The organism is Bacillus sp. FSL R5-0709 (genome assembly GCF_038004785.1).
Lineage (GTDB): Bacteria > Bacillota > Bacilli > Bacillales > Bacillaceae_G > Bacillus_A > Bacillus_A mycoides.
Genome location: NZ_JBBORT010000001.1, coordinates 865,319 through 891,288, shown reverse-complemented (window position 1 = coordinate 891,288; position 25,970 = coordinate 865,319). Strand labels below are relative to the sequence as shown.

Genomic DNA, 25,970 nt, shown 5'->3' with positions numbered 1-25,970 from the left:
TCCCGCTATTTTCCGGGCAGTAAGACCCCCACCTCAAAATTCAGCGAAAGCAAAGAAGTTAGGTTGGGGTCGGGCTGCCCGGAAAAGCCCGATTGGTTAAGGCTGATAATCGGTGGGGGATGAACAAAACCCCCACTGATTAAAGTTTCACTTTATGTAGGAAGGAAAAGTTATTATGAAAAAATTGGGGAACATCGTCCTATTTATCGGTTTTCTCACCATTATCTTTTCATTTGGCATATTATCGCTTCTCAAAACTGATCGAGCAGTTTCGCCCGTTGAAAATCGTCCGCTCGCTCAAAAACCAGCTCTTACAAAAGAAGTTGCCTTAAATGGTAGTTTCTTTAAAGACTTTGAGACATATACAAACGATCAATTAATCGGAAGAGATGATCTCATAAAAAACTATACACTTACCCAAATTAAAATGGGCAAGTCTCTCATTAACGATATTATTCTAACTGATGATAAATGGCTTCTGAAAAACCCTGCTTGGACTACAAAATATAATGAGATTGACCAAGCTATGCCAGCTGTAAACGACTTATCTCAGTTTTTAAAAGAACAAAACATTGAGTTTTACTTTGCCTTACCACCGTCCAAAACGAATGCATTATCATTTAAATTACCTTCTCATATTCACACATATGCGCAGGAAAATTTAAATTATTTTCTAAATAAACTTCCAGCGGACGTAAAGCCAATTAAACTCATGGAACATTTTAAGAAAAACTATACAAATGAAGAAATACAAAGTATGTACTTTAAAACAGACCATCACTGGAATATGGATGGTGCCTTCTTAGGCTATCAATATATAATGAACACAATCGCGCAACAATCTTCTATATATAAAGGAAAAGAAATAAAAACAGAAGATTACACTCGTACGTGTGCTCCAAATACACATCTAGTCGGAAGCTTTAACAACCAGCTTTACCAACTGATCGATGCGACTGGAGAAAAACTATGCTACTACACACCGAAAGACGGTTTCAACTTTACGAGCGTAGCCGCAAAAGATGTAAATGGCACAGTATATCGCACATTAGATGAACTATACGGCGTAGAAAAACAAAATGATACAACATCGTACGCAGGCTATTATGCAAATGACTATCCAGAAATCGTCATCGAAAATAACAATGCACCAAATGATGTACGAGCTTTAGTCCTAAAAGACTCATTCGCAAACGCAATCGTGCCTCACTTAGCACAAAGCTTCAAACACACATCCATCCTCGACCTTCGTCACTATCACGAAAAGGATGTATATCAATACATTAAAGACAACAACATTAACATGGTATTGTTCGTGTATAGTGATTCGAATTTGAGCGGTGAGATGTTTAAGTTTAAGAAATAATTATTAAAAATAGGTCTCTTTAGAATCCTCTAAAGAGACCTATTTTTTTCGAAACCAAAAACAATCCCCATGTCATAATGACATGGGGATTGCAAATCTAATTATTAGATTTTTTCTTTAATAACGTTGATTGTTACAGCTTTTGTACCATACTCAGTAGTTGGTGCAAGTCTGTCTTTCACAACTTTAAAGATTACTGTACCTTTATCCCCAAACGCAGTTGTTACACCTTTGAAGACATCATTTTTCTCAGTAACAGTTTCGTCAGTTAAGAAGCTAAATAGTTCGTTTCCTTCTTTAGATACTGTATCATTTGATTTAACAGCTGTTACATAACCAAGCGCAACATCGTTACCGTCAAATGTAGCATTGTCGTTACGATCTAGGTAAACTTTACCTTGCTCTGTACCTTCATCAACGATACGTACTTTATGTTCTGTTGAGATGTTTAATTTGATGCCATTTAGAACATCATCTTTATCACTCTTCACAACGTCTAGTACTCTGTCGATATTAACTTTGCGGTTTTCGAATTGCTCAACTTCTACATCTTTAAATTTAACAGATGTAATTTGGATGTTTTCTTGTGTAACAGTAATTGTTGCGTGTCCAGCTGTAGCGCCATCTTTAGTTAAGATAACATCTGTAACACCTGCTTTTTTACCTGTTACTTTTAATGTTTTTCCTTCGATTTTCGCTGAAGCGATACCTTCATTACCTACTCTTAATTCATATCCTGCTAAATCAGCTGCATCAGCATATACGCCTTCTGTAGTGTAATTAGATAATTGATAGTTTACTGTATTTCCAGCACCAAGTGTAGTGTCAGCAGCTTCACCTTTTTGACCAGCTTTAGAAACAAGCTCTAAGCGTGGAGCTTCATGACCGATGTTGCTCTTCGTAACTTCAACATGAAGTGATCCGTAACCTTCACCACTTGCATTTGGATTTTGGAAGTGGATTGTACCAGCTCCAACTTTCGCACCTTTAACTTTAATAGAAGATGTACCGATAGAACCTTCATTTGTCGTAATAACCTCTAATGCAGTTACAGCGCCTGTTTGTGGGAATACTTCTTTAATAGCACCTTCATTCGCACCAAATGGATCGCCGTATTGGTCAGTTGTTACGAATGTAACTGGTAATTCTTTACCATCTACAACTTTTAATTGATCTGGGTTAGCTTTTACAGTTGTAAGTTTACGAGTATCCGTTTTTACAACGAAATCAAATGATTTTGTTACATCGCCCACTTTAACAGTAATTGTTGCAGAACCAGCTGCTTCTGCTTTAATTTCACCGTTTTTAACAGAGATAACACCTGGGTTAGATGATTTTAAGATAATCGCGCTAGGATCAACAACTTTGTTCTCTTTGTTAATTTGAGCAACAACTTTATGGATACCTGCTTTTTCACCAGCAACTAATGTTTTGCTGTTTAATGTGAAGTCTGTTCCACTTAAAGCTTTAGCATAATTTACACCAGCTTTATCTGTATCTACCGCAAACACAACATCTTTAATTGCTGTTGCTTCTGCATCAAGATTTTTCACTTCGATGATACCAGTGTTAGAAACTGTGATGCCGCCACGTTTTGTCACTTGTACTTCAACTTTGTATTTACCTTCGTCGATACCAACTGCTAATTTACCAGTTGTTGACTCTGCAGTACCACCTTCAAAGATATTTGCTGGAGTACCATCTAATTTATTCGCAACAAATTTCACATCATGACCAGCGATATCTAAATACTCGATATCAGCATTGCCTTTTTCTTCATTTAATTTGAAGACAACTGCTTGGTCTGCACGATCGTCATCGAATGTAAGTTGTTCTACGCGTAATTTTTTCACTTCGTATACATACTTCACATTAAATGAATCGCCTTTTACTTTAACAGGAAGCTCTTTATTTGGAGCGATTTTTCCGCTTAACGTTACAACTGCAGATTTTCCATCTTTACTCGCTTCAAGTGCGATCGCTTTATTTCCTTCAAGCGTAACATCTTCAGCAGTAAGATTGTTTAACCCTGTACCAGTTAACGTTAATTGTGTTGGCTCAGTAGCAGTAACGTTTGTTACTTTCGCAACACTGTTATCTGATTTTGCATATTTTTTATCTGTTACTGCGATAAATTGAGCTGCTTCTGCACGAGATACAGTTTTATTTGGCTCCCATTTGCCACCAGTACCTACAGAGATTCCAAGATTAATTAGGATGTTTGCTTTTTCTTCACCCCAATGTCCTCTTAAATCATCAAATGTTGTAACTAATGTGCCATCTACTTTTTCTTTTAAGTTATAAGCACCTACTAGCATAGATGCGAAAGAAGCACGGTCGATTTTTCCTTCTGGATAGAAGTTATCTTTACCGTCACCTTTAACGATACCTGCTTTTTCAACTGCTGCGATATATTTAGCAGCCCATGTATTTTTAGCATCTTTGAAAGATGGCTGAGCATTTTCATCAACTGGTAATCCTAAAATTTGAGTGAAAATTACAGCTGCAGAAGCGCGATCAATTGCTTCAGCTGGGCCATATGTACCGTCTGGCTTACCTTTGATTGCACCTTTATCTACTAAGTAGTTGATAGAATCTAATGCCCAATGATCAGCTGGAACATCCGGGAATGATTTACCTGCAGCTGCTACTGGAGATACAACTCCTGCTACCATTGCTGCTGTCATTGTACCTGCGATTACTTTTTTGTAAGAGTTAGTCTTTGCCATTTTATTATTTTCCTCCTTTAGGACTATGTGCTACTAGTTTCATATCATATGTAATTTGAAAACTAGTTACTTAAAAAGCCATAAAACAATAAAAATACAAAATATCATGCGAAAAGTAGTTCACATAATAAAATGATACAAACCGTTAAATGTAAATATAAGGTTTAAATACCATTTTTTGAAACAAGTTCATCATACTATACAAAACTATTCGTTATCAAGAACTTTCTCAAAAGAAGATTCGACACATTCTGATAATTCAGTCTTTTTATTGTATTATTAAGATATTAATAATACTAAAATATAGAAATGAACAAACTTTTTTCCTAAAAACTACTATCACCGCGCTTCGTATATTTTTCATATCAAATACACAATTGGAATTATAGCACATATTTCCACTTCATCACCTAAATGTTTTTTACAATAAATACAATTTTCAGACTACATTCGACTTAAATTATCGTAATTCGACATTTTCCACTTCTTTTCGAATGTTTTTTTAACGAAAAAAGGTGTTAATTTACAAAAAATTTACATATTAATGGGGTATTTTTCTTTTTTTGAAAACGCTGTCATTTTATTTCTCAATAAACTAACTATCAATCTTCAAAATATGATCACTTTTCCACAGATTGTTTTATATGAAAATTAGACCATAAAAAAAGAGCCCACATAATGTGGACTCTTTCCATTGAAATAAATTTCAATTAGCGAGCTACTGTTACTGGTTTGAAAGCAACAAGTTTGTTAGCTGCTGTATCAACTGTATTTAAAGTTGCATTATCTTTAAGTTCTTTAGTTTTAAGTGTTAATGTACCAGTTGCTAAGTTAACATCTGTTGGAGCTGTTACTTTAAGTACTACTTCTTTAGCTGCTTTGTCATCAGCTTTTGCTACTGTTAACGCTACACCATTTAGGTCAATAACAAAGTCAGTTGCATCAACGTTCACAGCTTCAGAGAATGTTAAAGTAATTTCTTTAGCGTCAACTTTTGTAATTTTAGCTGACTGGAATTCAGGAGCTTTTGTATCTACAACGTTTAATAATAGGTTTTTCGTACCCATTTTCACTCCGTCTTTGTTTGCAACATTAGCTACTGTAAATTTAACTGTTTCTGATTTTTCGAAAGTAAATGTAGATGGTAACTCAATAACTGCATTTGTACCGTCTAATACGATTAGAGCACCTTCTGGTAATTTAGCACCAGCTAATGTGTAATTGTTTACATTAGAAGCTGATTCAGCTACTTGGCCACCTTTTACTTCTTTATCAAAGTTTACTGTAATTTTATTTGTAGCTTTATCAAAAGCCACGCCTGTTACTGCTGGAGCTACTTTATCTGTTTCTTTTTCAGATTCTTTTTCTACAACTTTCACTTCTTTAGTAAATGCTGCAGACTCATTACCAGCTGCATCTTTTACAAGACCTTTTGTAGCAGCTACTTTGTAGTTACCTTTTGCTGGGAATGTTAATGTAATACCTTTGCTGTTGTCTTTTGCTGCTTCGATTGTCACTTCACCAGTTACATCTCTGCTTGTATCTAAATTGATTACACGAATTTTTCCGTCTTGTTTAGTTACATCTTTATCAAAAGTAAATGTAGCTTCTTTATTTTGATCTGCCACAACTTTAACTAAGTTAGGAGCTACAACATCTTTTGTAACTTTTACTGCTTTAGATACTTTAGTACCTACATTGTTTGCTAAATCTTTGTAGCCAACAAATTCAACTGTAAGATCTGCAGCTGTTTCTTTATCTGTAAGAGCACCCGGTACTGTAACAAGCGCTTTTGTTTTATCTTGATCAAGAGCAATTGTAGCCTCTTTTACTACTGTATTACCTTTTTTCACAACTACTGTACCTTGTGCAGAAAGTTCTTCTGTAAATGTAGCTTCTAATGTAGCTGTACCATTAGCAAGGTCTTTCACTTTAACATCTTTAACTTCTGGAGCTGTAACATCTTTTTCTACTTTGTAAGTAGCTTTTCCTTCGTACATTTCCATAGTGTTACCAGTGTAATCTTTAGCACCAGTTACGATTACGTTAAATTCTTCGCCGTTTTTAACTACGTCTTGAACTTGAGCTTTTGTTAATGTAACTGTATTGTCTACAGGAGTAGCTTTGATTTGTTTACCGTTAATAACAACAGTAACTTCATCTGCACTTAATTTTTCACTGAATACAACTTTAACATTTCCATCTGGAGTAGATACTGTAGATACAGTTGGAGCTACTTCATCGTTAAAGAAGATAACTTCATATTTTTTTGGAACATCTTTACCGTCAACAGTTTTAACATTTTGAACAGTTAAAACGTAAGCTTCTTTGTTCTCAAGTTTTTTGTCTCCAGCTACTGTTAAGATTACAGATTTTTTATCTTTACTTAGTTTTGGAGCATCAAATGTCATGCCCTCTTGTGAAATTGCAAAGTTTGCAGCAGTCACATCTTTAACTTCAGCACCGAATTTAACTTCGATTTCTTTAGCGTTGATTGCTTTAATAGACTCAACTTTAGCTTCTGCTTTTTGTCCGAACTGCTTGTCAGTCTTAGCAATAAATTGAGCTGCTTCTGCTTTAGTTACAGATTTATTTGGCTCCCATTTGCCGCCAGTACCTACAGAGATTCCTAATTCAACTAGGATGTTAGCTTTGTCTTTACCCCAGCTATCTTGTAAGTCGTCGAATTTAGTTTCTGGAGTACCAGTTACTTTAGTGTCTAATTTGAAAGCTGGTACAAGCATTGCTGCCATAGAAACGCGGTCGATTTTTCCGTCTGGATCGAATTTACCTTCACCTTTACCTTTAACTACGCCAGCTTTTTCAACTGCTGCGATGATTGAAGTAGCCCAGTGGTCTTGAGAATCAGTGTAAGATGGTTTAGCATCTTTCTCGATTGGTAAGTTTAAGATTTTAGCCATCATTGTAGCTGCTTCTGCACGAGTGATTTCTTTTTCAGGCTCGAACATTCCTGTGCCATTACCTGCAATTGCGCCTTTTTCTGTTAAGTAGTTAATAGAATCAATTCCCCAGTGATCAGCTGGAACGTCTGGGAATGATTTACCTGCTGCTGCTACTGGAGAAACAACACCTGCTACCATTGCTGCTGTCATTGTACCAGCGATTAATTTTTTGTAAGAGTTAGTCTTTGCCATTTTATATATTTCCTCCTTCAGGAATGTAATACTAGTTCCATAATGTTTTAAATAGATATTCTATTTAATGTTGAAACTAGTAAATATAAATGTAGTTAAGATCCTATATATAGAAATGATTCCATAATACAGAATAATAAACATATTACACCATATTTATCTGAATTTAAATCCTTAAATTCGACAAAAAAGTGAATTTTCGTAATTCTAATGTTCATTTTTTTCGACTTTTATTTTAAATAATCAGATTATAAAATCAGAATATTCAAAATGGACGAAACATTGCGTCAGAACTACGTTTGTACAATATTTATATAACCATTTACAACTATAGCAGAAAAACGCTTGCAATTTCAATATCTAACTATGAAGATATTACGACATTAATCGACAAGACGTTTTTATAACTTTCGACATTATTCTTAAATTCATTTTTTGAACAAAACCGACATCATTATCCAATTATTTTCATGTAAAACGTATTATATTAATATTCTTTATATACTAATGTTAAGATTTTAAGATAAAAACATACCTACTCCAGAACAACCAAACCTTTAATCTGTTATTTTTTTCGACATTATTCTACATTTTTATATTTTTTGTCGACATTTTATTTTTTCTTCAATACGCTTCTCTTTCAAACTTTTACTTACATAGCAAAAAAGAACAGGTGATCCCTGTTCTTTTTTCTACTCAATTATTGAATAAAAAGAGGAATGGCCTCTATTCCATTCCTCTTTTTATAGACTCTTTTGCATGTAAGTCATTAATAATATATTTGGACGCTATGGAAATTTGCTCTCGCAATTCCTCTACCCTTTGTCCTAACGTTTCCTGTACATATTCTGTCTGCTCTAATTGCTTAATCGCCATACTATGTAATGTTTCTGTCGTCCAGTCTCCATCCACATTCCCAATAATCGGCTGATTTACTTGTTGTAAAAACGAATCGATCTTTGGATCATATGAAATTCCAATCATAGGCGTGTTTGCAACTGCCGATAATATAAGAGCATGCAGTCTCATTCCTATTAAAAGAGAGCATTCTGATAAAATAGAGATTTTCTCATGAATATCCATTTTATAAGGGAGCATGTGTGCTTCTTCTCCCATCAAATTAATGATATCCCTTGATGCATTTTGATCAAATGGTCCATGCATCGGTACAAATAAAATATGGTATCCCTCTTGCTTAAGCTTTTTCAGCGTATCTGCTAACTTCTTCATATAATCTTCTTTTGCATCCCAGTACCTTACACTAACCGCAACGACCTTTCCTTGCAGCGCATGTTTTTGAAGCCAATCGGATTTCTTTTCTTCTGGCTGACAAGCTAATACTGGATCTGGAACAAGTTCGATGTCTTTCTTAATACCAATTTCTTTTAAGTACAAAAAAGAGTCTTCATCACGTACTGATATATATTCAGCCTTTGATACATGCCATTTCACTAATAAACGATTTTGCTTCTTCGTGATAGGCCCGATTCCTTGGGCGTAAATATAATACGGCTTTTTCAAAAAACGGGCAAGCCGCATAATACCCGTATAGTATAAAATACTCTTAATACTCGTCTTATCTTGTAAGAGACTTCCACCTCCGCTAATTAAACCATTACTTCTCTTTATTTCTCGGTAAATCGCTCTTATATCCCATCGGTTTACTGCTTCTACACCGTACATTTTTCTTGTATAGTCGGGGTCATTTGAAAGTACAACAAGCTCAAGAGTAGGATCCTCTTCATGTAGCGCTTTAATAATTGATTGCAAAATTGCTTCGTCCCCAACATTATAAAAACCATAATATCCTGATAAAACTAACCGCACTCTTAATCTCCTCCAACATTTCGCAATCAACTCTTTTTGTAATTAAACAAATTGTTATCCATTCCTTGCCGAGAAAGGTTTGATAACTTCAAATTGATTTCTTTCACAAACATCTAACAAGTCATACCCATGTATAATACTGTTCATTTTCTATAATCAACGATTTTATTTACGTAAAAATGGAATTTGTTCTTTCGATATCCAGTTTAGTTTCAATGCACATATGCCATATAACACTGAAGCTATACTTAGCGCTACAGCACTATATATCATTGCTAAAATCCTGGAATCTGTCACATTGATTAATGTAGACCCAAAGTATAATGCTATACCTAAAATACTAGATACTCCAATCACAGCCAAAAATTTCCCTATAGCTATTGGATAGGAAAGATCTTTTCTAATATAAATATGATTTGCGATACAAATCATTATATAAATAATTAGAGTACTATACGCTGCTCCATTTATACCGAATTGGTTTACTAGCGCTATATTTAATACAATTTTTACAAAACTTACACCGATGACAATCCATGCTGCTTGCATCGAACGATTAATCCCTTGCAAGATTCCTATTGATAATACCATAAGTGATGTGAAATACGAGCTACCAATTAAAATAGCTAACATGCCACTTCCTTTTGTATCTGTAAATAATGCAACATTAAGCGGTACTGCAAGCGCCATAAGCCATATCGTTATCGGCATTGTTAAAACGTGCGCAAATTCATTTGTACGTTTTACTGTCAGTTTAGCTAAAGCTATATCTTTTTTTGTTAAAGCAGCTGTTAATAATGGAATTAACGGAAATACTATCGCACTTGCAAATACAACAATTAATTGCGTAAATGCAAAACCACGGCTATATATACCAAATTGTTCCTGAATAGTTGTAGAAGATTCATGTAGCACATGTGGAATTGTTACAGAATCAACTAAATTTAAAACAGGCATCGATAACGCTCCGATTGCAATTGGAATTGAAACACGAAGTATGTTTTTCGCGTTTGTCTTAAAATCTTGTAATGAATATGTTTCGCTCTTATAGCGATACGTGCTTTTCACATATTTCATTCGCAAATATATGAGTGACGTAATAACACCAAAACAAGAACCAATCATTGCTCCGCCTGTTATGATATCACTAGCTTTATTCCAATATACAAATATATAGGCTATTGTTAGCATAAAGAATACGCGTATCAACTGTTCAATTACTTGTGATACACCAGTAGGTATCATATCTCCGAACCCTTGGAAATATCCACGGTACACTGCCATATACGGTGCGATTAATAAAGCAAACGAAGTAACAATTAATGCTAGCCTCGTCTCTTGCCCACCAAGCATATTTGCAATGCCACTCGATCCAATGATAATAATTAAAAATCCGAGCACCCCAAATATAACACCGATAATAGATGCGGACGTAAACAATTTAGCTATTCCGTCACGATCATTCTTTTCATGAAGATCAGCTATTAACTGGGATATTGCTAGCGGGACTCCCGCTACTGATAAAGTTAAGGCTATCATATATACAGGAAAAACAAGGCGAAAAATTCCAAGTACTTCATCCCCTGCTATATTTTGCAATGGAATTTGAAAAAAACTCCCCACTACTTTCGATATAAACGTTGTAACGGTTAAAATCGCAGCGCCTTTTACAAACTTTTTATTCATCTTCTATCTCTTTTCTTTCAATATATAATCTACATAAAATATTAAATCCATATTATTCATTCAACTTGAGAATCATCACTTTATCTCATTTAGTTATCATACCAAATTTCTTATATATTGAATACTCTCTTTCTTTTTATGTTTTAAATATAATATGTGCCATATATATGTTTTTTTATCCAGTATTTTCTTCAATTTACTACTTCTACTTGTTCAGGATAAACATGTGCTATAATGTAGCTATTGTCAGTAAGAGGAGTGTTTACAACATGCTGAATTCGGTAAAGAAATTGTTAGGAGATTCTCAAAAAAGAAAGCTAAAAAAATATGAACAACTCGTTCAAGATATTAATGATTTGGAAAAACAAATGGCTGATTTACCTGACGAAGAATTACGTCACAAAACTGTCACATTCAAAAGTATGCTTAAGGATGGTAAAACAGTTGATGACATAAAAGTAGAAGCATTCGCTGTTGTACGCGAAGCCGCAAAACGTGTGCTTGGATTACGCCATTACGATGTGCAGTTAATCGGAGGACTTGTATTACTAGAAGGTAATATTGCGGAGATGCCAACTGGTGAAGGGAAAACATTAGTTTCCTCTCTCCCAACATATGTACGTGCCCTTGAAGGAAAAGGCGTTCATGTTATTACTGTAAACGATTACTTAGCGAAGCGTGATAAAGAGTTAATTGGCCAAGTCCATGAATTTCTAGGCTTACAAGTTGGATTAAATATTCCTCAAATCGATCCTTCTGAAAAGAAACTTGCGTACAAAGCTGATATTACATACGGTATTGGAACAGAGTTTGGCTTTGACTATCTTCGCGATAATATGGCTGCTTCACAAAATGATCAAGTTCAGCGCCCCTATCACTTTGCTATTATCGATGAGATTGATAGCGTTTTAATTGATGAGGCGAAAACGCCACTTATCATTGCTGGGAAGAAATCAGGTAGCTCTGATTTGCATTATTTATGTGCAAAAGTTATCAAATCATTCCAAGATACCCTTCACTATACATACGATGCAGAATCGAAATCAGCTAGTTTTACAGAAGACGGTATTACAAAAATAGAAGATTTATTTGACATCGATAACTTATATGATTTAGAGCATCAAACTCTATACCATTATATGATTCAATCATTACGTGCCAATGTCGCTTTCCAGCTTGACGTTGACTATATTGTGCATGATGAAAAAATACTACTTGTAGATATTTTCACAGGACGTGTTATGGATGGTCGCTCTTTAAGTGACGGCTTACATCAAGCACTAGAAGCAAAAGAAGGTTTAGAAATTACAGAAGAAAACCAAACACAAGCTTCTATTACAATTCAAAACTTCTTCCGTATGTATCCGGCATTATCAGGTATGACAGGTACCGCAAAAACGGAAGAAAAAGAATTCAACCGTGTATATAATATGGAAGTTATTCCAATTCCAACGAACCGTCCTATTCTTCGTGAAGATAAAAATGACGTAGTATATGTAACAGCTGATGATAAATATAAAGCTGTGCGTGAAGAAGTTCTAAAACAGCATAAGCAAGGACGCCCTATTTTAATTGGAACGATGTCTATCTTGCAATCTGAAACTGTTGCTCGTTATTTAGATGAAGCAAACATAAAGTATCAATTATTAAACGCTAAAAGTGCAGAGCAAGAAGCAGACTTAATTGCAACTGCTGGGCAAAAAGGTCAAATTACAATCGCTACCAATATGGCAGGCCGAGGTACTGATATTTTACTAGGTGAAGGTGTCCACACCCTTGGTGGATTACATGTAATTGGAACAGAACGTCATGAATCTCGCCGCGTTGATAACCAGCTTAAAGGACGAGCTGGTCGCCAAGGTGATCCGGGAAGCTCTCAATTTTTCCTATCTTTAGAAGATGAGATGCTAAAGCGCTTTGCTCATGAAGAAGTAGAAAAGCTGGAGAAATCACTGAAACCTGACAAAACGGGGCTTATTAATACATCTAAAGTTCATGATTTCATTAACCGTACACAATTAATTTGTGAAGGTGGTCATTTCTCAATGCGTGAATATAATTTAAAATTAGATGACGTAATTAATGATCAACGTAATGTTATATACACACTACGTAACAACCTTCTAAAAGAAGAAACAAATATGATAGAACTTGTTATTCCAATGATTGAACACTCTGTGGATGCAATTGCTAAGCAGCACCTTTTCGAAGGAATGCTTCCTGAAGAATGGGATTTCACTAGTTTAACAGCATCTATTAAAGAAGTTTTAGCGGTTGAAACTTTGCCGCCATTATCTGCGAACGACGTACATTCGCCTGAGGATTTACAAATCGTTTTAAAAGATACAATTTCTAGCTATATCGAACGTGTACAAGAATTAAATGACCATGCGGATTTACAACAATCACTGCGCTACGTTGGTTTACACTTCCTAGATCAAAACTGGGTAAATCACTTAGATGCAATGACTCACTTGAAAGAAGGTATTGGCTTAAGACAATATCAACAAGAAGATCCAACTCGCCTTTACCAAAAAGAAGGTTTGGATATTTTCTTATACACTTACGGTAATTTTGAAAAAGAAATGTGCCGATATATCGCGAGACATTTAGCAGTTCCAGAAAACGTACAATCATGAGGTGAAAATTTATGTTATCATTCCTGAAAAAGGCAAAGAAAAAAGGAAAAGATACTACTGTTTCTAGTAATCAATTATTTGGACAAGAAGAAACTACTTCTCAAAACAAAACGGTAAAGCCAGTTCTTTACTTCCATCCTAGCTGGGGTGACGTAGCACAAGAACAAAAATACATTTATCAATTTTTACATAAAGAATTACCACGTTTACAAGAATATCAAATTTCCTTATCAGGAATTGAAATTGAAAAACGTGATGGCGCATACGATGTAGCTGCTTTCATTCGCAGCAGTGTCCCAAAACCAATTTCTTTCGAAGAAGTTACATTACTTCTATTAAACAAAGATAAAAAGCTGTGCGCACGTAAAACATTTAACCTATCTGCACTTGGCGATATTCCTGAAAACGTGAATATGCCTTTCGTATTTACATTTGAGCAAGAAACAATAACGGAAGCTGAACTATCTCAATCAGATTGGGAATTAGCTTTCGAACTTGAAAGTAAGCATCAACTAGATTTAGATCCATCTTGGGAATCTCAGTTACCTGAAGCAAGCAAAGATGCTTTACGTAATTTTGTAGACAATTTAACACCTCCAAATGAAGGTGAAATTAACTTCCTAGGTTTACAAGCCGCACTGAAAGAGAACGGCGATTTACATACAACACTTCTAATTCGTAACGGCTGTAAAGATAACATTCAACTAGAGCAACTTCCTCTTCATATTGAAGATGCTTCTGGAGAAGTCGTTGTTAAAGGTGCTTTCACGTTACCGAATCTTGAAATTAAAGCGAATACTACAAAACCGTGGTCATTTGTTTTCCCTGCTTCATCCATCTTGAAACAAAATATGGATTTATCTAGCTGGAAAGCATTTGTACCACAAGACTAATATACAAAAAAGCCTATCCTAAAAGATGGTCATCACACCTTTAGGATAGGCTCTATTTTTTATGTAAAATCTACTTCGTTACTAATAAACGTTCAATATGATACTCAGCTTCTAGTTTACACATTTCATCTACATGCTTTACTTCGCTCTTGTTTAACAGCTCTAATTGTTCTTCGCTCGGCTGCTCACTAATAAGCTCATTAATTTTTTCATTTACTTTCATCGCTAATGCTTGATGGAAATCTGGATGTCCTTTCAACTCGTCATCTACTTTATTAATCCAAGTTGATTTTGTGTATAAATATTGTTTCCACTGTTCAACAAATTGCTGCATATCAAATTTTTCTTCATTCCATTCAATTTCTTTCATATATCTCTTAAAAGAAACAACAATTGATCGTGTAATCCCGATCTTCACTCCATGTGGTAACTGTTTGTACATCAAATATTCCCTCCAGCTTAAAGCTCTTCCTTCTGAATATAAAGGAATCTCAAAATTCATATACCTTCTTATAATAGCACATTGCTAATCTAAGATGTTACTATACTGTGTAGAAAATCAATTGTCAACAGACGTATAACATTTAGATATAATGATTTTATACATAGTAAGCACATATACAAATAATAAGAACCTTCACACTCTATAACGCAATTCATGTGAAGGTTCTTATTGTTATATTGCCTTAACTTTTAAAAACTGCAGTTTCTCTTTTTGCTCATCATTCGCCATCATTACTATCGTCTTTTCAACATGCGGATGTACATGTTCAAGTGTCACACGCACTCCTGCTTTATCCGATTGCTCAACAAAGTTTAATAACGCCATAGCTCCTGATACATCCATATAACGTACATCTTTCATACGCAAACTAACTGGTGACTTCACATCTTGTAAAGAAGCAAAAATACGATCTACTGATAGAAATGAAAGTGGTCCCTGAATCGTATACGTCGCTTCTTTTTCTTTTATAATAGAAGCTTTACGTTCTTTACACTTCACCATGTATATAATGAAGGAAAGAATAATGCCAAACGCAACAGCAACCATTAAATCGAATTTCACTGTCACAACCATCGTCACGAACATAACAATCACATCACCTCTTGGTGCTACATGTGCTTTCTTCATGCTTTCCCAATCAAACATCCCTATGCCAGTTAAAATTAAAATACCTGATAATACAGCAAGCGGAATATATTGTACCACTGAACCGAGTCCCATAATGAAAATAAATAATATGACACTATGCATACAAGCCGACAGTGCCGTCTTCCCCCCGCTTCTTATATTGACGATAGATCTAACAGTTGCACCTGCTCCTGCTAATCCACCGAACAAACCACTCGCAATATTGCCAATACCTTGTCCGATTAACTCTTTATTACTTTTATGACGTGTCCCCGTCACATTATCCATTACGACAGACGTTAATAACGAGTCAATTGATCCTAGTAAAGCAATACTAAGTGCTGGTAATACAAGTGCTAACATGCCATTTGCGTCTAAATTCGGTACGTGAAGAGATGGCATCGCCTCTGGAATTGCACCTATTTTTTCAATCATCTTATTTAAAGAAAGAGTTCCTACAACTGGTAAGTTGACCGTAATTCCTTGTAGCATAGAAGAAAATAACGGCAACGTTACTGTAACACCTACTAATGCTACTAAACTTGATGGAATGGCCTTAATCCATTTTCCAGAAACAATCATTACAATGATCGTTAATAACACAAGCAGAAAGCTATTTTGTACGTGCTTCATTTCACCTAAAATAATAATCAGTGCAATCCCATTCATAAACCCTGAAACAACAGGATACGGAATGTAACGAACGTAAGAGCCGAGCTTACATACACCAAATAAAATTTGAAATAACCCCGCCATCATAAATGCAATAAAACTTGCTTCTAATCCGTGAGTTGCAATAACGCCCGTTGCAATTACTGTAATCGGCCCAGTAGGACCCGTTACTTGCCCCGGTGTACCGCCAAATAACGCCGCAAACAAACCTGCAAAAATTGCACCATACAATCCGACCAGTGCTCCCTCAGACGTTCCCGTTGCAGCAATACCAAATGCAATCGCTAGCGGCAAGGCAACAATCGCAACAGTAAACCCTGCTAAACATTCCTTTGCTATTTTTTGAAACATATAAATAACCACCTTCTTATAAAGTCCATGTTCCATTGTACATCTAAAACAAATCATTCGTTAGCGTATTTATAAAAAACTCTTTACAGTCTCGTGAAGTAAACGTCTACATTTACAAATAGCCTTCCCAAGTCAAACTAAAAAACAGCAATATGACGAATCTACCTTTGGAAACAAACTTGACTATGCTATAATGAACAAATTAAATCTTTTACTATATACTTGGAGGCACTATGCTAACTTTTGAAGAAAAATTATCAATTATTGAATCTTTCCCGGAATTAGAAAGAAAGAACGTATCATTAAAACGCGTAAACTTTCACTTTGAAGAAAGTCGTTTAGATAAAAAGAACGTTGTATATCATTTACACCCAAATGGAAACGGATTTGTATATGCAAACTTCATTAAAGGTTATAGAACAGATGATAAAGGCATGATTAACATCCGCGAGTTTTCAGAAGAAGAACTGCGTTCATTAATTGAAAAAGTAATTGAACGTCTATCACAGGAGCAAGAGGAAATTGTAGCACCAATGGAACCTGCTGCGGAAGAAGAATGGCGTAACGAAGACGGTCATATCCTAACTCTTATTCAAGAGGATGACATGTGGAACGTTTACGCTGGCGTAAACTTAGACGGTACATTCAACTCTTATCCAGAAGCTGCGGAATACCTTGATGAAGAAGGTTTCTCACGCAAGTAATAAAAATGCCTTTCCGAATTTGGAAAGGCATTTTTTCATTATTTTTTCATACCTTTTAACGACTCTCTCAGCACAAATTTTTGCAACTTCCCACTCGCATTACGAGGAAGTTCATCTGCAAATAAGTAATGACGCGGACGTTTATAGTCTGCTAATTCATCACTTTCTTTGCAATACGTTTCTAAATCAGCTTCTGTAATATTTTCATCTTTCTTTACAACAACCGCAACGACACGCTCTCCCCATAGTTCATCGGGCTCACCAAGTACCGCAACATCTAATACACCAGGGTGACTATGAAGAAAATCTTCAATTTCACGTGGATAAATATTAACGCCTCCGCTAATTACCATATCATCCACACGATCTGCGACGAATAAATAGCCATCTTTATCGAAATAACCTAAATCACCCGAGTGATACCATCCTTTATACATCGATTTTGCATTTGCTTCTTCTCGATTATGATAACCAGCCATCATAGTTGGACCGCGCAAAATAATTTCCCCTACTTCATAAGGAGGCAACGTATCATCTGGCTCTGCTGGTCCATCTTCGTTCGGTTTCACAATTCGAATTTCATGGCTAAAGCACGGCGTTCCTGCTGAACCAGCTTTCGTAATTTGATCCTCTTCTACGAGAAACGCAACAACTGGTCCCATTTCTGTCATTCCGTAAATTTGGACAAGATCAATATAAAGACGCTCTTTACATTCCTTCACTAACGCCGGAGCCATCGCAGCCCCGCCATATACACCGATTTTCATCGAAGTTAAATCATACTTAGTTAGATCTTTTTGCAGTAACATATTCCACATCGTCGGTGCTGCAAAAAACGTCGTAATCTTCTCTTCTTGAATGGTATGTAATACTCTATCCGTATCAAAATGATGTAAAATAACATTCTTTCCACCAACTTGAATGCGCGGTATAATTCCAGCATTTAACTCGCCGCAATGATATAAAGGTGCTACCACAAGCCCGGCGCTATCCCTATTATATTTTATGAAATACGTACAAATCATACTATGCTCAGCCATATCACGATGGCGATGTAGTACGCCTTTCGGATGACCCGTCGTTCCGCTCGTATAAAGCATAGAACAAAAGTCCATTTCATCGACTACAATATCTACTTTTTCAGCTGATGCTTCATTTACTTTTTCATGGTAAGAACTAGCATAGGAAGGTGCATCGTCTTCCACGTACCAAAAAGACGAATTTGGAAAATCTCGTTCAATCATAGTAACTGTTGATTCGACTGCTTTTTCAAAGACGACTACTTTCGAGGCTGCATCTTGGAGGATATACGATAATTCTTTTGCTTTTAAGCGGAAATTAATTGGATTGAAGATCGCGCCAATTTTCGCACAGGCTAAGTAAACGTTTACAAATTCACGACAGTTATATAGGTAAACAGATACACAATCTCCCTTTCTTACTCCTTCTTTCAATAGAGCTTGCGCCGTTTTATTTATTTGCTCATCCCACTGTTTATATGTCCAACGAATATTTTTTTCTGGTTCTACTAACGCCTCTTTATTCGGATACTTGCCAACTGTCAAATCAAAAATTCTCCCTATCGTCATGTACATGCCAACAATTTCCCCCTTTTCTCTTTCATAAATCTATCATTTCGTCTATAAGTAGACATTGTCCTCTAATAATCTGACTAATTTTTCTGATTATTATCGACATAGTTTTACATATGGACCGTTTGATGGTAAATGAAATTATATCGGCGATTTTTTGAATATATCGAACGCAACTCAATTTATATCAGCTATTTTTCGAATATATCGACTTACCGACAAAAACTGACAATATAAAAAGAGGCTGTTCCAAATCGGAACAACCCCCTTCTTCTTACACGAATAGCTCTTCTAAAATTTTCAGTTTATCTTCTGTATATTTCACGAAGCCATCGTTATATGATTTTGGATCTTTCGGATTCGCAAAGTGTGTAATTGCTCCTGTTTGTGGGTGAACAAATTTACTTGATGCCCCGCAACCAAGTCCGATAATCGATTGTACTTCTTCCATAATAACAATATTGTAGATACTTTCTTGCGTCGGTATTGCATACCCAACGTTTTCTAAGTTACCTAAAATATTTTTTTGACGATATAAATAGTATGGCACGTAATTATGGTTCTTCGTCCACTCTTCCGCCTCATGCATCATCGCAGTAATTTCTTCGCGACCTGCTACTTTATATTTACGTTTGTTTTGCGTCATTTCAGAAGCACGTTTAAATGATAACGTATGAACTGTTAACGATTCTGGCATTAACTTTTCTGTTTCATCTAACGTATGCTTAAAGATGTCTAATCCTTCACCAGGAAGACCAATAATTAAATCCATATTAATATTGTTCATTCCCATTTCACGTGCTAAATGATACTTCTCAATCGTTTCTTCTACAGTGTGATGACGTCCAATTGCTTTTAGTGTTTCTTGATGGTATGACTGCGGATTAATACTAATACGGTCAATGTTCCATTTATTTAACACTTCTAGCTTTGCTGGTGTGATCGTATCTGGGCGACCTGCCTCAACTGTTACTTCACGTACATCTTTCACATCAGGGAAAGCTTGGTACATTTCTTCATACAACATATCCATCTCTTCTGCTGTAATACTCGTCGGTGTACCGCCGCCGTAATAAATCGTCGTAACTGTAACACCTTTTTCTTTTAAAAACTTACCAATTTCACGAACTTCATAATGTAACCCGCCTAAGAACGAATCAACTGATCCTTGGCGTCCGTTAATTGCATAAGCCGGGAACGTACAGTACGCACATTTTGTAGGACAAAACGGAATACCGATGTAAATACTTACTTCTTCTTTCAAGCGGTATAAATCTGGAACAACCGCTAATTGGCAATCAACAATACGCTGAAGAAGTTCAATTTTCTCTTCATGAATTAAATAACTTTCACGAAGTTCTTTATGCGCTTCTTCTTTTGACATACCATTTTGAAGTAGTTTGTGAAGAAGTTTCGTTGGGCGTACCCCAGTTAATATTCCCCAGCTCTGTTCAAGTCCAGTTAGCTGTTGAAGTACAGAAAGATATACGTAAGAAACAACATGTTTCACTTGCTTCATACGTTCTTTTTCTTCTGTGAAAGCAGATAAATCTTTTGCGAATGTTTCTTCATATACATTTCCGGTTGCAACATCTGTTAAACGAGCCGATGCTGTCACATTACCTTCTATCTGTATATCAACGATAAGATTTGCTTCTTCTTTCTCAAACCCTATCGTGCTCTCTTCAAAAAATAAACCGCCAATATTTTGTAGCGGACGTAAAAAACGATCATCTTGTAACGTTTTAATTGAAATTAACAACATTATCACCTTTTCATTTGCAAACTCTCTTTAGTTTACTTGAAGGGCGTTTGAAGGTCAATACAGAAGGTTTCACCTTATTTCTTCTATTAAAAATTTAAAGGCATAAGAGATAACATTTCTCTTATGCCTTTTATAAACCTATTAGCTATTTTTAATCATAAATCTTAAACGTATTCCTAATAACACCAGAATTACACCTATAAATGGAAGGTAATCCGTATTATGCCCTGTAGCTGGAAGTTTTTGATTATTAGAACTGCCTTGTTCTTTTTCTGGTAAGTTAGGCTTTTCTACTTCTTCGCCTGGGCTTTCTGTTCCTTCACCTGGCTTTTCTATTCCTTCACCTGGTGTTCCTGTTTCCCCACCTGGTTTTTCTGCTCCTTCACCTGGCTTTTCTGTCTCTCCACCTGGTGTTTCTGTCTCTCCACCTGGCTTTTCTGTCTCTCCACTTGGTGTTTCTGTCTCTCCACCTGGTGTTTCTGTCTCTCCACCTGGTGTTTCTGTCTCTCCACCTGGTGTTTCTGTCTCTCCACCTGGTGTTTCTGTCTCTCCACCTGGTGTTTCTGTCTCTCCACCTGGTGTTTCTGTCTCTCCACCTGGTGTTTCTGTCTCTCCACCTGGTTTCTCTGGACCTTTTCCTGTTTCTTTTTCATTGGTAATTTGAAGCTTTATAACTTCTACTTTCTCATTAGAAATCGTAAATTCAATTCCCTTATCAGATAAATTATATCCTTCTGGAGCCTGGACTTCTTTTAAAACATAATCTCCTGGTTCCAGTTTCTTCGAAGTTGCTTTACCATTTTTATCTGATGTTAATGTGTCTATTTTTATTCCGTCTTTCAGAATTTCAAACACTGCACCTTCTAATTTTTTATCTGTATCATTAGCATCTATCTTTGTAATTTCTACTTGACCTGTGATTTTTTCTTTCACTTTTTCATTCAATACTTCTTGTTTTGCTACTTCATTTGCTACAACATTTACTTTTACTGTAACTTCTACCGCTTTGTAGCCTTCTGGCGCTTTCGTTTCTTCTAACGTATACTTACCTGGCAATAAGTTTTCGAATGTCACAACACCATCTTTATTCGTTGTTTTCGCTGCTCCAACTACTTGACCATTTTCGTTTTTCAGTCTGAATTCTGCGCCTTCTAGAACTTTTCCACTCTCTGCATCCTTTTTGATTACTTGTAAGCTTCCTAGTTCTTTCGCATTTTCTACTTGTACTTGTACTACTTTGTTTGCTTCCACAACGACTTCAATTTCTTCTTTTAGTAATTTATATCCTTTTGGTGCTTTCGTTTCTTTTAACGTGTATTTTCCTGGTTCTAATTTCTTAGAGATGACTTTACCTGTTTTATCTGTTTGTAACATCTCTACTTTCTTACCATCTTTATACACTTCAAATTCTGCGTCTGATAAAAGCTTCGTTTTATCGTTTGCATCTACTTTTACGATTTCAAATTGACCAAGGCTCTTACTATTCGTTACTTTTACATCAACAACTTTTTCACCGTCGACTGTTACATGAATTACTTGTTTTGTTAACTCATAACCTTCTGGTGCTTTTGTTTCTTCTAACGTATACTCACCCGGTACTAGTCCTTCTACTTTAACCGTTCCAGACTTATCTGTTGTAATTTTTTCTTTTACAACATTTCCTTTAGCATCTTTCAATGTAAATACTGCGCCTGCTAAACGTTCCGCTTGATCTTTATCATCTGTTTTAATAATTTGTAGAGAGCCCAAGAGTTTTTCATTTTCTGCCTCTACTTTTACTACTTCTTTCTCATTTTGAATTGTTACTTTCCATTCTTTATTTGAAATCTTGTAACCTGCTGGTGCTTTCGTTTCTTTCACTGTGTATTCACCTAATGGTAATTTCGGTAACATCGCTTTTCCACTCTCATCAGTTTTCAACTCTGCTACCTTTTTACCATCTTTATACACAGTAAATTCTGCATCTGATAATAGCTTCGTTTTATCATTCGCATCTACTTTTACGATTTCAAATTGACCCAGAACTTTTTCGTTCATTACTTCCTGTTTTACTACTTCATTTGCTACAACATTTACTTTTACTGTAACTTCTACCGCTTTGTAGCCTTCTGGCGCTTTCGTTTCTTCTAACGTATACTTACCTGGCAATAAGTTTTCGAATGTCACAACACCATCTTTATTCGTTGTTTTCGCTGCTCCAACTACTTGACCATTTTCGTTTTTCAGTCTGAATTCTGCGCCTTCTAGAACTTTTCCACTCTCTGCATCCTTTTTGATTACTTGTAAGCTTCCTAGTTCTTTCGCATTTTCTACTTGTACTTGTACTACTTTGTTTGCTTCCACAACGACTTCAATTTCTTCTTTTAGTAATTTATATCCTTTTGGTGCTTTCGTTTCTTTTAACGTGTATTTTCCTGGTTCTAATTTCTTAGAGATTACTTTACCTGTTTTATCTGTTCGTAATGTATCTATTTTTTCACCATCTTTATACACTTCAAACTCTGCGTCCGATAATAGCTTCGTTTTATCATTCGCATCTACTTTTACGATTTCAAATTGGCCTGTAGCTTTTTCAGCGATTTTTTTATTCAACACATCTACAGTCACTGTTTTATTAGCAGCTACATCAACACGAACTGAGCTAGATGATAGTTCATAACCTTTTGGTGCTTCAACTTCTTTTAATGTATATGTTCCAACTGGAAGTTGTTTTGATAAAGCTGCACCTTTACCATCTGTAATAATTGTTTCAACAACATTTCCATCTTTATCTATAACATCAAATTTTGCACCTGGTAGAAGTTGACTAGATTCACTATCTTTTTTCAACAATTTAAATTGACCATTCTCTACTTTTTTCGTATTCTTCATAACAATTTCAATTACGTTTGTACCATTAATTGTTACTTTTACTGGTGTATCAACTTTTATATATCCTTCTGGTGCACTTATTTCTTTTACAAAATAGTCACCAAGTGGTAAATCCTTGACTTCAGCAATACCCTTTTCATTCGTTGTAACAGTAGCTACAACATTATTGTCTTTGTCTATAACATCAAATTTTGCATCTTTTAAAACAATGTTTTCATCGTTTGCATCAACTTTTTTAATTTGTAAATTTCCTTTTTCAACTGATGGATTTTTCCATTTCGGCCAGTTAAATTTAAAATTGTGAACCTCAAACCCATCTCTTTGGTGTAATCCCCCAACATAGGCTTGTCCATTAATAGAACCACCCTTTGTCTCTACAACAGCATTTGGAGCAAATACACTTCCTACTACGCCATATCCTTTTGTTGATATTTTTGTAGCATTCGGAAACGCCCAAATTACTTTACTAGCTAACTCAGTAAAAGGTGAATTAGGATCATATGCTTGTGATGTATTAATTAAGTCTGTTGCCATCCCAGTATTTTTCGTATCGTACAAAATTGCACCGCTACCAAAATTCACTTCTTCTGCGTCTGAATAAATAACAATAAAGTCTTTGTTATTTACATTCGGAAGATAAACATCTTTTACATCAAATGTTTTCTTTCCTGTTAAGCCTGAAGAAACATAAATATTAGGATTGTTTACATCCTCTCCGATGCCAAAACTCATATTAGGTTTTGGTTTATCAGTATGTAATTGACTCGCATTTCCAATTACACCATCAACGTCTTTTCTAAATTCTTTGAACTTGGCATCAATCTCTGCTTGCTCTTTATAAGAGATACGGTCATAAGATGACTTCATTGCACCTTCTGGGTCACCATCTTTTGTCATCGCCACTGTTCCATCTTGAATGATTACTTGTCCTGCTCCCGCTTTCGTAAATTGACCACCTAGTAATAATGATGGATATCCTTCATCTTTCCATGTTGCTCCAGCTAAGTTGTTTGCTCCAGTTGCAGCCGCTACGACTGTATAACTTGATGCGTTCATGTTCTTTTGAACAGCCATCGCACCCTCAATATCCGCACTCGTTGCACTATGATCACCAAAAATGATTGCGTTATAATAAGATGTATCGCCTAAACCTTTTAATTCTGTTGTAGCTGCCTCCGCTTTATACGGTAAATGGATTAAAAAATTCATACATACTAACAATATAATTATAAAACTACTGCATATCTTTTTTACTTTTTGACTTAATGATTTCCTCAAGAAATTCATTCCCCCTTTTCAAATTTCAAAAACTTATAACAAGAAGTACATTTCAGATGTACTTAAAACCTATTCATACTAATTTACAAATAATCCATTTAAATAAAACAAAGAAGCTCTACAACTAATTGGCGAAACTACTACAATTCATTTTTGAGATAATACGTGAACTAAACTAACATGCTGAAGTGTTTTTACGTACGGGAGCTCAATAAAATTAACTCGAAGAATATTTCATGTGGTGTAACTATTTTGGCAACATCATCCACTCTACAACAGTTTTCTAAAGTATTCAAGTGAATTGTATGGATTACAGACACAATTCCTCGCCTGAAACGCTTTCATTTCTTATTGGAATATTGATTTAAACTTTTCAAATAAAGTCGACAAAAAAACGTAGCCAAAAAGCTACGTTTTTCTTTCATCGTTTCGGTGTATGTTTATGATTCTTTAAAAAAGGAAGCGGGAATTGCTTACGAAAATGCTCTTTAATCATGTACTCTACGCCGTTCTCAGTATTAGAACGTGTAATCCAGTCCGCCGCTTGCTTTAATTCTACAGGAGCGTTCCCCATCGCTACCCCAAGCCCAACATTTTCAATTACCTCTAAGTCTTCTACGCTATCTCCAATCGCAACCATTTCACTAAGGTTAATATTTAAATGCTCCCCAAGTAATTGTAAACCACGTAGTTTTGATACATTTTGAGGGAGAATTTCTATATGTCTTTCATCACACTCGACGTACTCTACATCTTGAAATGCCTTTTTTAACGTATTCATCCCTCTTTCTTTTTCACCTTTCGTATGGAAAACAATATCAATTTTTGGCGCAGCTACTGGATGATCACGCAGTGCATCCCCTAGCGAATCTACAAATTGAACTGGATAAAATAACGGATCTGCGCTTGATAATACAGTACGCGCAATTAAGTTTGGTGTATTTCTCTCACGATTCCCAATTGAATATCGTTCATGAGAAATGCGAACATTACAATCAAAATGCTCTAACACTTGCACAATATTAAAGGTTTTCTCTTCAGATAATCTCCTTTGAGCGAACGGCTTATCTAACGATGCTGAAACGAAAGCACCGCCATGCGTAACTAATATAGAATCTAATTTTAACGCCTTCGCTATTTTATGAGCAGATTGAAAATTACGATTCGTAAATAATGTAACGTATACATCTTTTCTTTTCACAAAGTCAATTGTTTCTCGTATCCCTTTTGCGATTTTTCCGTTGTTGTATAGTAGTGTCCCATCTATATTAAGAGCTAGTAAGCGATAAATCATGTCGCACTCCCCCTCT

The 25,970-nt window shown here is 35.6% G+C and carries 14 protein-coding genes; 4 read left to right on the top strand and 10 right to left on the bottom strand.

Translation table 11 applies throughout. The features are described 5' to 3' along the window. The first annotated feature begins 175 nt into the window (after positions 1-175). Positions 176-1,366, top strand: a complete 1,191-nt coding sequence (gene patB1, locus MKX37_RS04505; RefSeq protein WP_002125551.1) for a secondary cell wall polysaccharide O-acetyltransferase PatB1 — start codon at positions 176-178, stop codon at positions 1,364-1,366. A gap of 104 nt (positions 1,367-1,470) precedes the next feature. Here the strand turns inward: patB1 and MKX37_RS04500 are convergent, their stop codons facing one another. The 4 genes from MKX37_RS04500 to MKX37_RS04485 all read right to left on the bottom strand — a co-directional run bounded on the left by MKX37_RS04500 (position 1,471) and on the right by MKX37_RS04485 (position 10,763). Then, positions 1,471-4,095 carry an S-layer homology domain-containing protein gene (locus tag MKX37_RS04500; protein ID WP_050000867.1) on the bottom strand — a complete coding sequence of 875 codons (2,625 nt, stop codon included), beginning with the start codon at positions 4,093-4,095 and terminating at the stop codon, positions 1,471-1,473. Positions 4,096-4,805: 710 nt separating this feature from the next. Continuing rightward, on the bottom strand, positions 4,806-7,250 hold the full coding sequence (locus MKX37_RS04495; protein ID WP_078422569.1) for an S-layer homology domain-containing protein: 2,445 nt from the start codon (positions 7,248-7,250) through the stop codon (positions 4,806-4,808). Between the two features lie 726 nt (positions 7,251-7,976). Continuing rightward, complete coding sequence (gene csaB, locus MKX37_RS04490; RefSeq protein ID WP_002125544.1) at positions 7,977-9,077, bottom strand: polysaccharide pyruvyl transferase CsaB; 1,101 nt, start codon at positions 9,075-9,077, stop codon at positions 7,977-7,979. A 165-nt stretch (positions 9,078-9,242) separates the two neighbouring features. Next, positions 9,243-10,763 carry a putative polysaccharide biosynthesis protein gene (locus tag MKX37_RS04485; protein ID WP_033730863.1) on the bottom strand — a complete coding sequence of 507 codons (1,521 nt, stop codon included), beginning with the start codon at positions 10,761-10,763 and terminating at the stop codon, positions 9,243-9,245. A 269-nt stretch (positions 10,764-11,032) separates the two neighbouring features. Between MKX37_RS04485 and secA2 the strand changes: the two genes are divergently transcribed. Further along, entirely contained in the window at positions 11,033-13,402 is a 2,370-nt protein-coding gene (gene secA2, locus MKX37_RS04480; protein WP_002125541.1) for an accessory Sec system translocase SecA2, read from the top strand. Between the two features lie 11 nt (positions 13,403-13,413). Beyond that, positions 13,414-14,295 (top strand): accessory Sec system S-layer assembly protein, encoded by an 882-nt coding sequence (locus tag MKX37_RS04475; protein ID WP_002030040.1) that lies wholly within the window; start codon positions 13,414-13,416, stop codon positions 14,293-14,295. Between the two features lie 70 nt (positions 14,296-14,365). Here MKX37_RS04475 and MKX37_RS04470 read toward each other — a convergent pair whose 3' ends face one another. After that, a complete protein-coding gene (locus MKX37_RS04470; RefSeq protein ID WP_033730862.1) occupies positions 14,366-14,737 on the bottom strand; it encodes a hypothetical protein in 372 nt (123 codons plus the stop codon). Positions 14,738-14,971: 234 nt separating this feature from the next. Continuing rightward, positions 14,972-16,450 (bottom strand): SulP family inorganic anion transporter, encoded by a 1,479-nt coding sequence (locus MKX37_RS04465; protein WP_002125536.1) that lies wholly within the window; start codon positions 16,448-16,450, stop codon positions 14,972-14,974. Positions 16,451-16,683: 233 nt separating this feature from the next. Here MKX37_RS04465 and MKX37_RS04460 point away from each other — a divergent pair, with 233 nt between their 5' ends. Then, positions 16,684-17,154, top strand: a complete 471-nt coding sequence (locus tag MKX37_RS04460) for a hypothetical protein (RefSeq protein ID WP_002010927.1) — start codon at positions 16,684-16,686, stop codon at positions 17,152-17,154. A 38-nt stretch (positions 17,155-17,192) separates the two neighbouring features. Here the strand turns inward: MKX37_RS04460 and MKX37_RS04455 are convergent, their stop codons facing one another. From MKX37_RS04455 to MKX37_RS04440, 4 genes are all read right to left on the bottom strand, one after another. Continuing rightward, a complete protein-coding gene (locus MKX37_RS04455) occupies positions 17,193-18,749 on the bottom strand; it encodes a fatty acid--CoA ligase (protein WP_033730860.1) in 1,557 nt (518 codons plus the stop codon). Positions 18,750-19,020: 271 nt separating this feature from the next. Continuing rightward, positions 19,021-20,511: a coproporphyrinogen III oxidase gene (locus MKX37_RS04450; protein ID WP_002010930.1), complete on the bottom strand. Its 1,491-nt coding sequence runs from the start codon at positions 20,509-20,511 to the stop codon at positions 19,021-19,023. Between the two features lie 141 nt (positions 20,512-20,652). Next, entirely contained in the window at positions 20,653-24,660 is a 4,008-nt protein-coding gene (locus tag MKX37_RS04445) for a SpaA isopeptide-forming pilin-related protein (protein ID WP_341088772.1), read from the bottom strand. 421 nt (positions 24,661-25,081) lie between these two features. Then, the gene (locus tag MKX37_RS04440; RefSeq protein WP_000640394.1) at positions 25,082-25,954 is read right to left on the bottom strand and encodes a Cof-type HAD-IIB family hydrolase; all 873 of its coding nucleotides are present in this window, start codon (positions 25,952-25,954) and stop codon (positions 25,082-25,084) included. Between the last annotated feature and the right edge of the window lie 16 nt (positions 25,955-25,970).

Coding starts and splice junctions, on each gene's coding strand:
- patB1 (WP_002125551.1), top strand. CDS start 176: ATGAAAAAATTGGGGAACATCGTCCTATTTATCGGTTTTCTCACCATT.
- MKX37_RS04500 (WP_050000867.1), bottom strand. CDS start 4,095: ATGGCAAAGACTAACTCTTACAAAAAAGTAATCGCAGGTACAATGACA.
- MKX37_RS04495 (WP_078422569.1), bottom strand. CDS start 7,250: ATGGCAAAGACTAACTCTTACAAAAAATTAATCGCTGGTACAATGACA.
- MKX37_RS04485 (WP_033730863.1), bottom strand. CDS start 10,763: ATGAATAAAAAGTTTGTAAAAGGCGCTGCGATTTTAACCGTTACAACG.
- secA2 (WP_002125541.1), top strand. CDS start 11,033: ATGCTGAATTCGGTAAAGAAATTGTTAGGAGATTCTCAAAAAAGAAAG.
- MKX37_RS04475 (WP_002030040.1), top strand. CDS start 13,414: ATGTTATCATTCCTGAAAAAGGCAAAGAAAAAAGGAAAAGATACTACT.
- MKX37_RS04470 (WP_033730862.1), bottom strand. CDS start 14,737: ATGTACAAACAGTTACCACATGGAGTGAAGATCGGGATTACACGATCA.
- MKX37_RS04465 (WP_002125536.1), bottom strand. CDS start 16,450: ATGTTTCAAAAAATAGCAAAGGAATGTTTAGCAGGGTTTACTGTTGCG.
- MKX37_RS04460 (WP_002010927.1), top strand. CDS start 16,684: ATGCTAACTTTTGAAGAAAAATTATCAATTATTGAATCTTTCCCGGAA.
- MKX37_RS04455 (WP_033730860.1), bottom strand. CDS start 18,749: ATGTACATGACGATAGGGAGAATTTTTGATTTGACAGTTGGCAAGTAT.
- MKX37_RS04450 (WP_002010930.1), bottom strand. CDS start 20,511: ATGTTGTTAATTTCAATTAAAACGTTACAAGATGATCGTTTTTTACGT.
- MKX37_RS04440 (WP_000640394.1), bottom strand. CDS start 25,954: ATGATTTATCGCTTACTAGCTCTTAATATAGATGGGACACTACTATAC.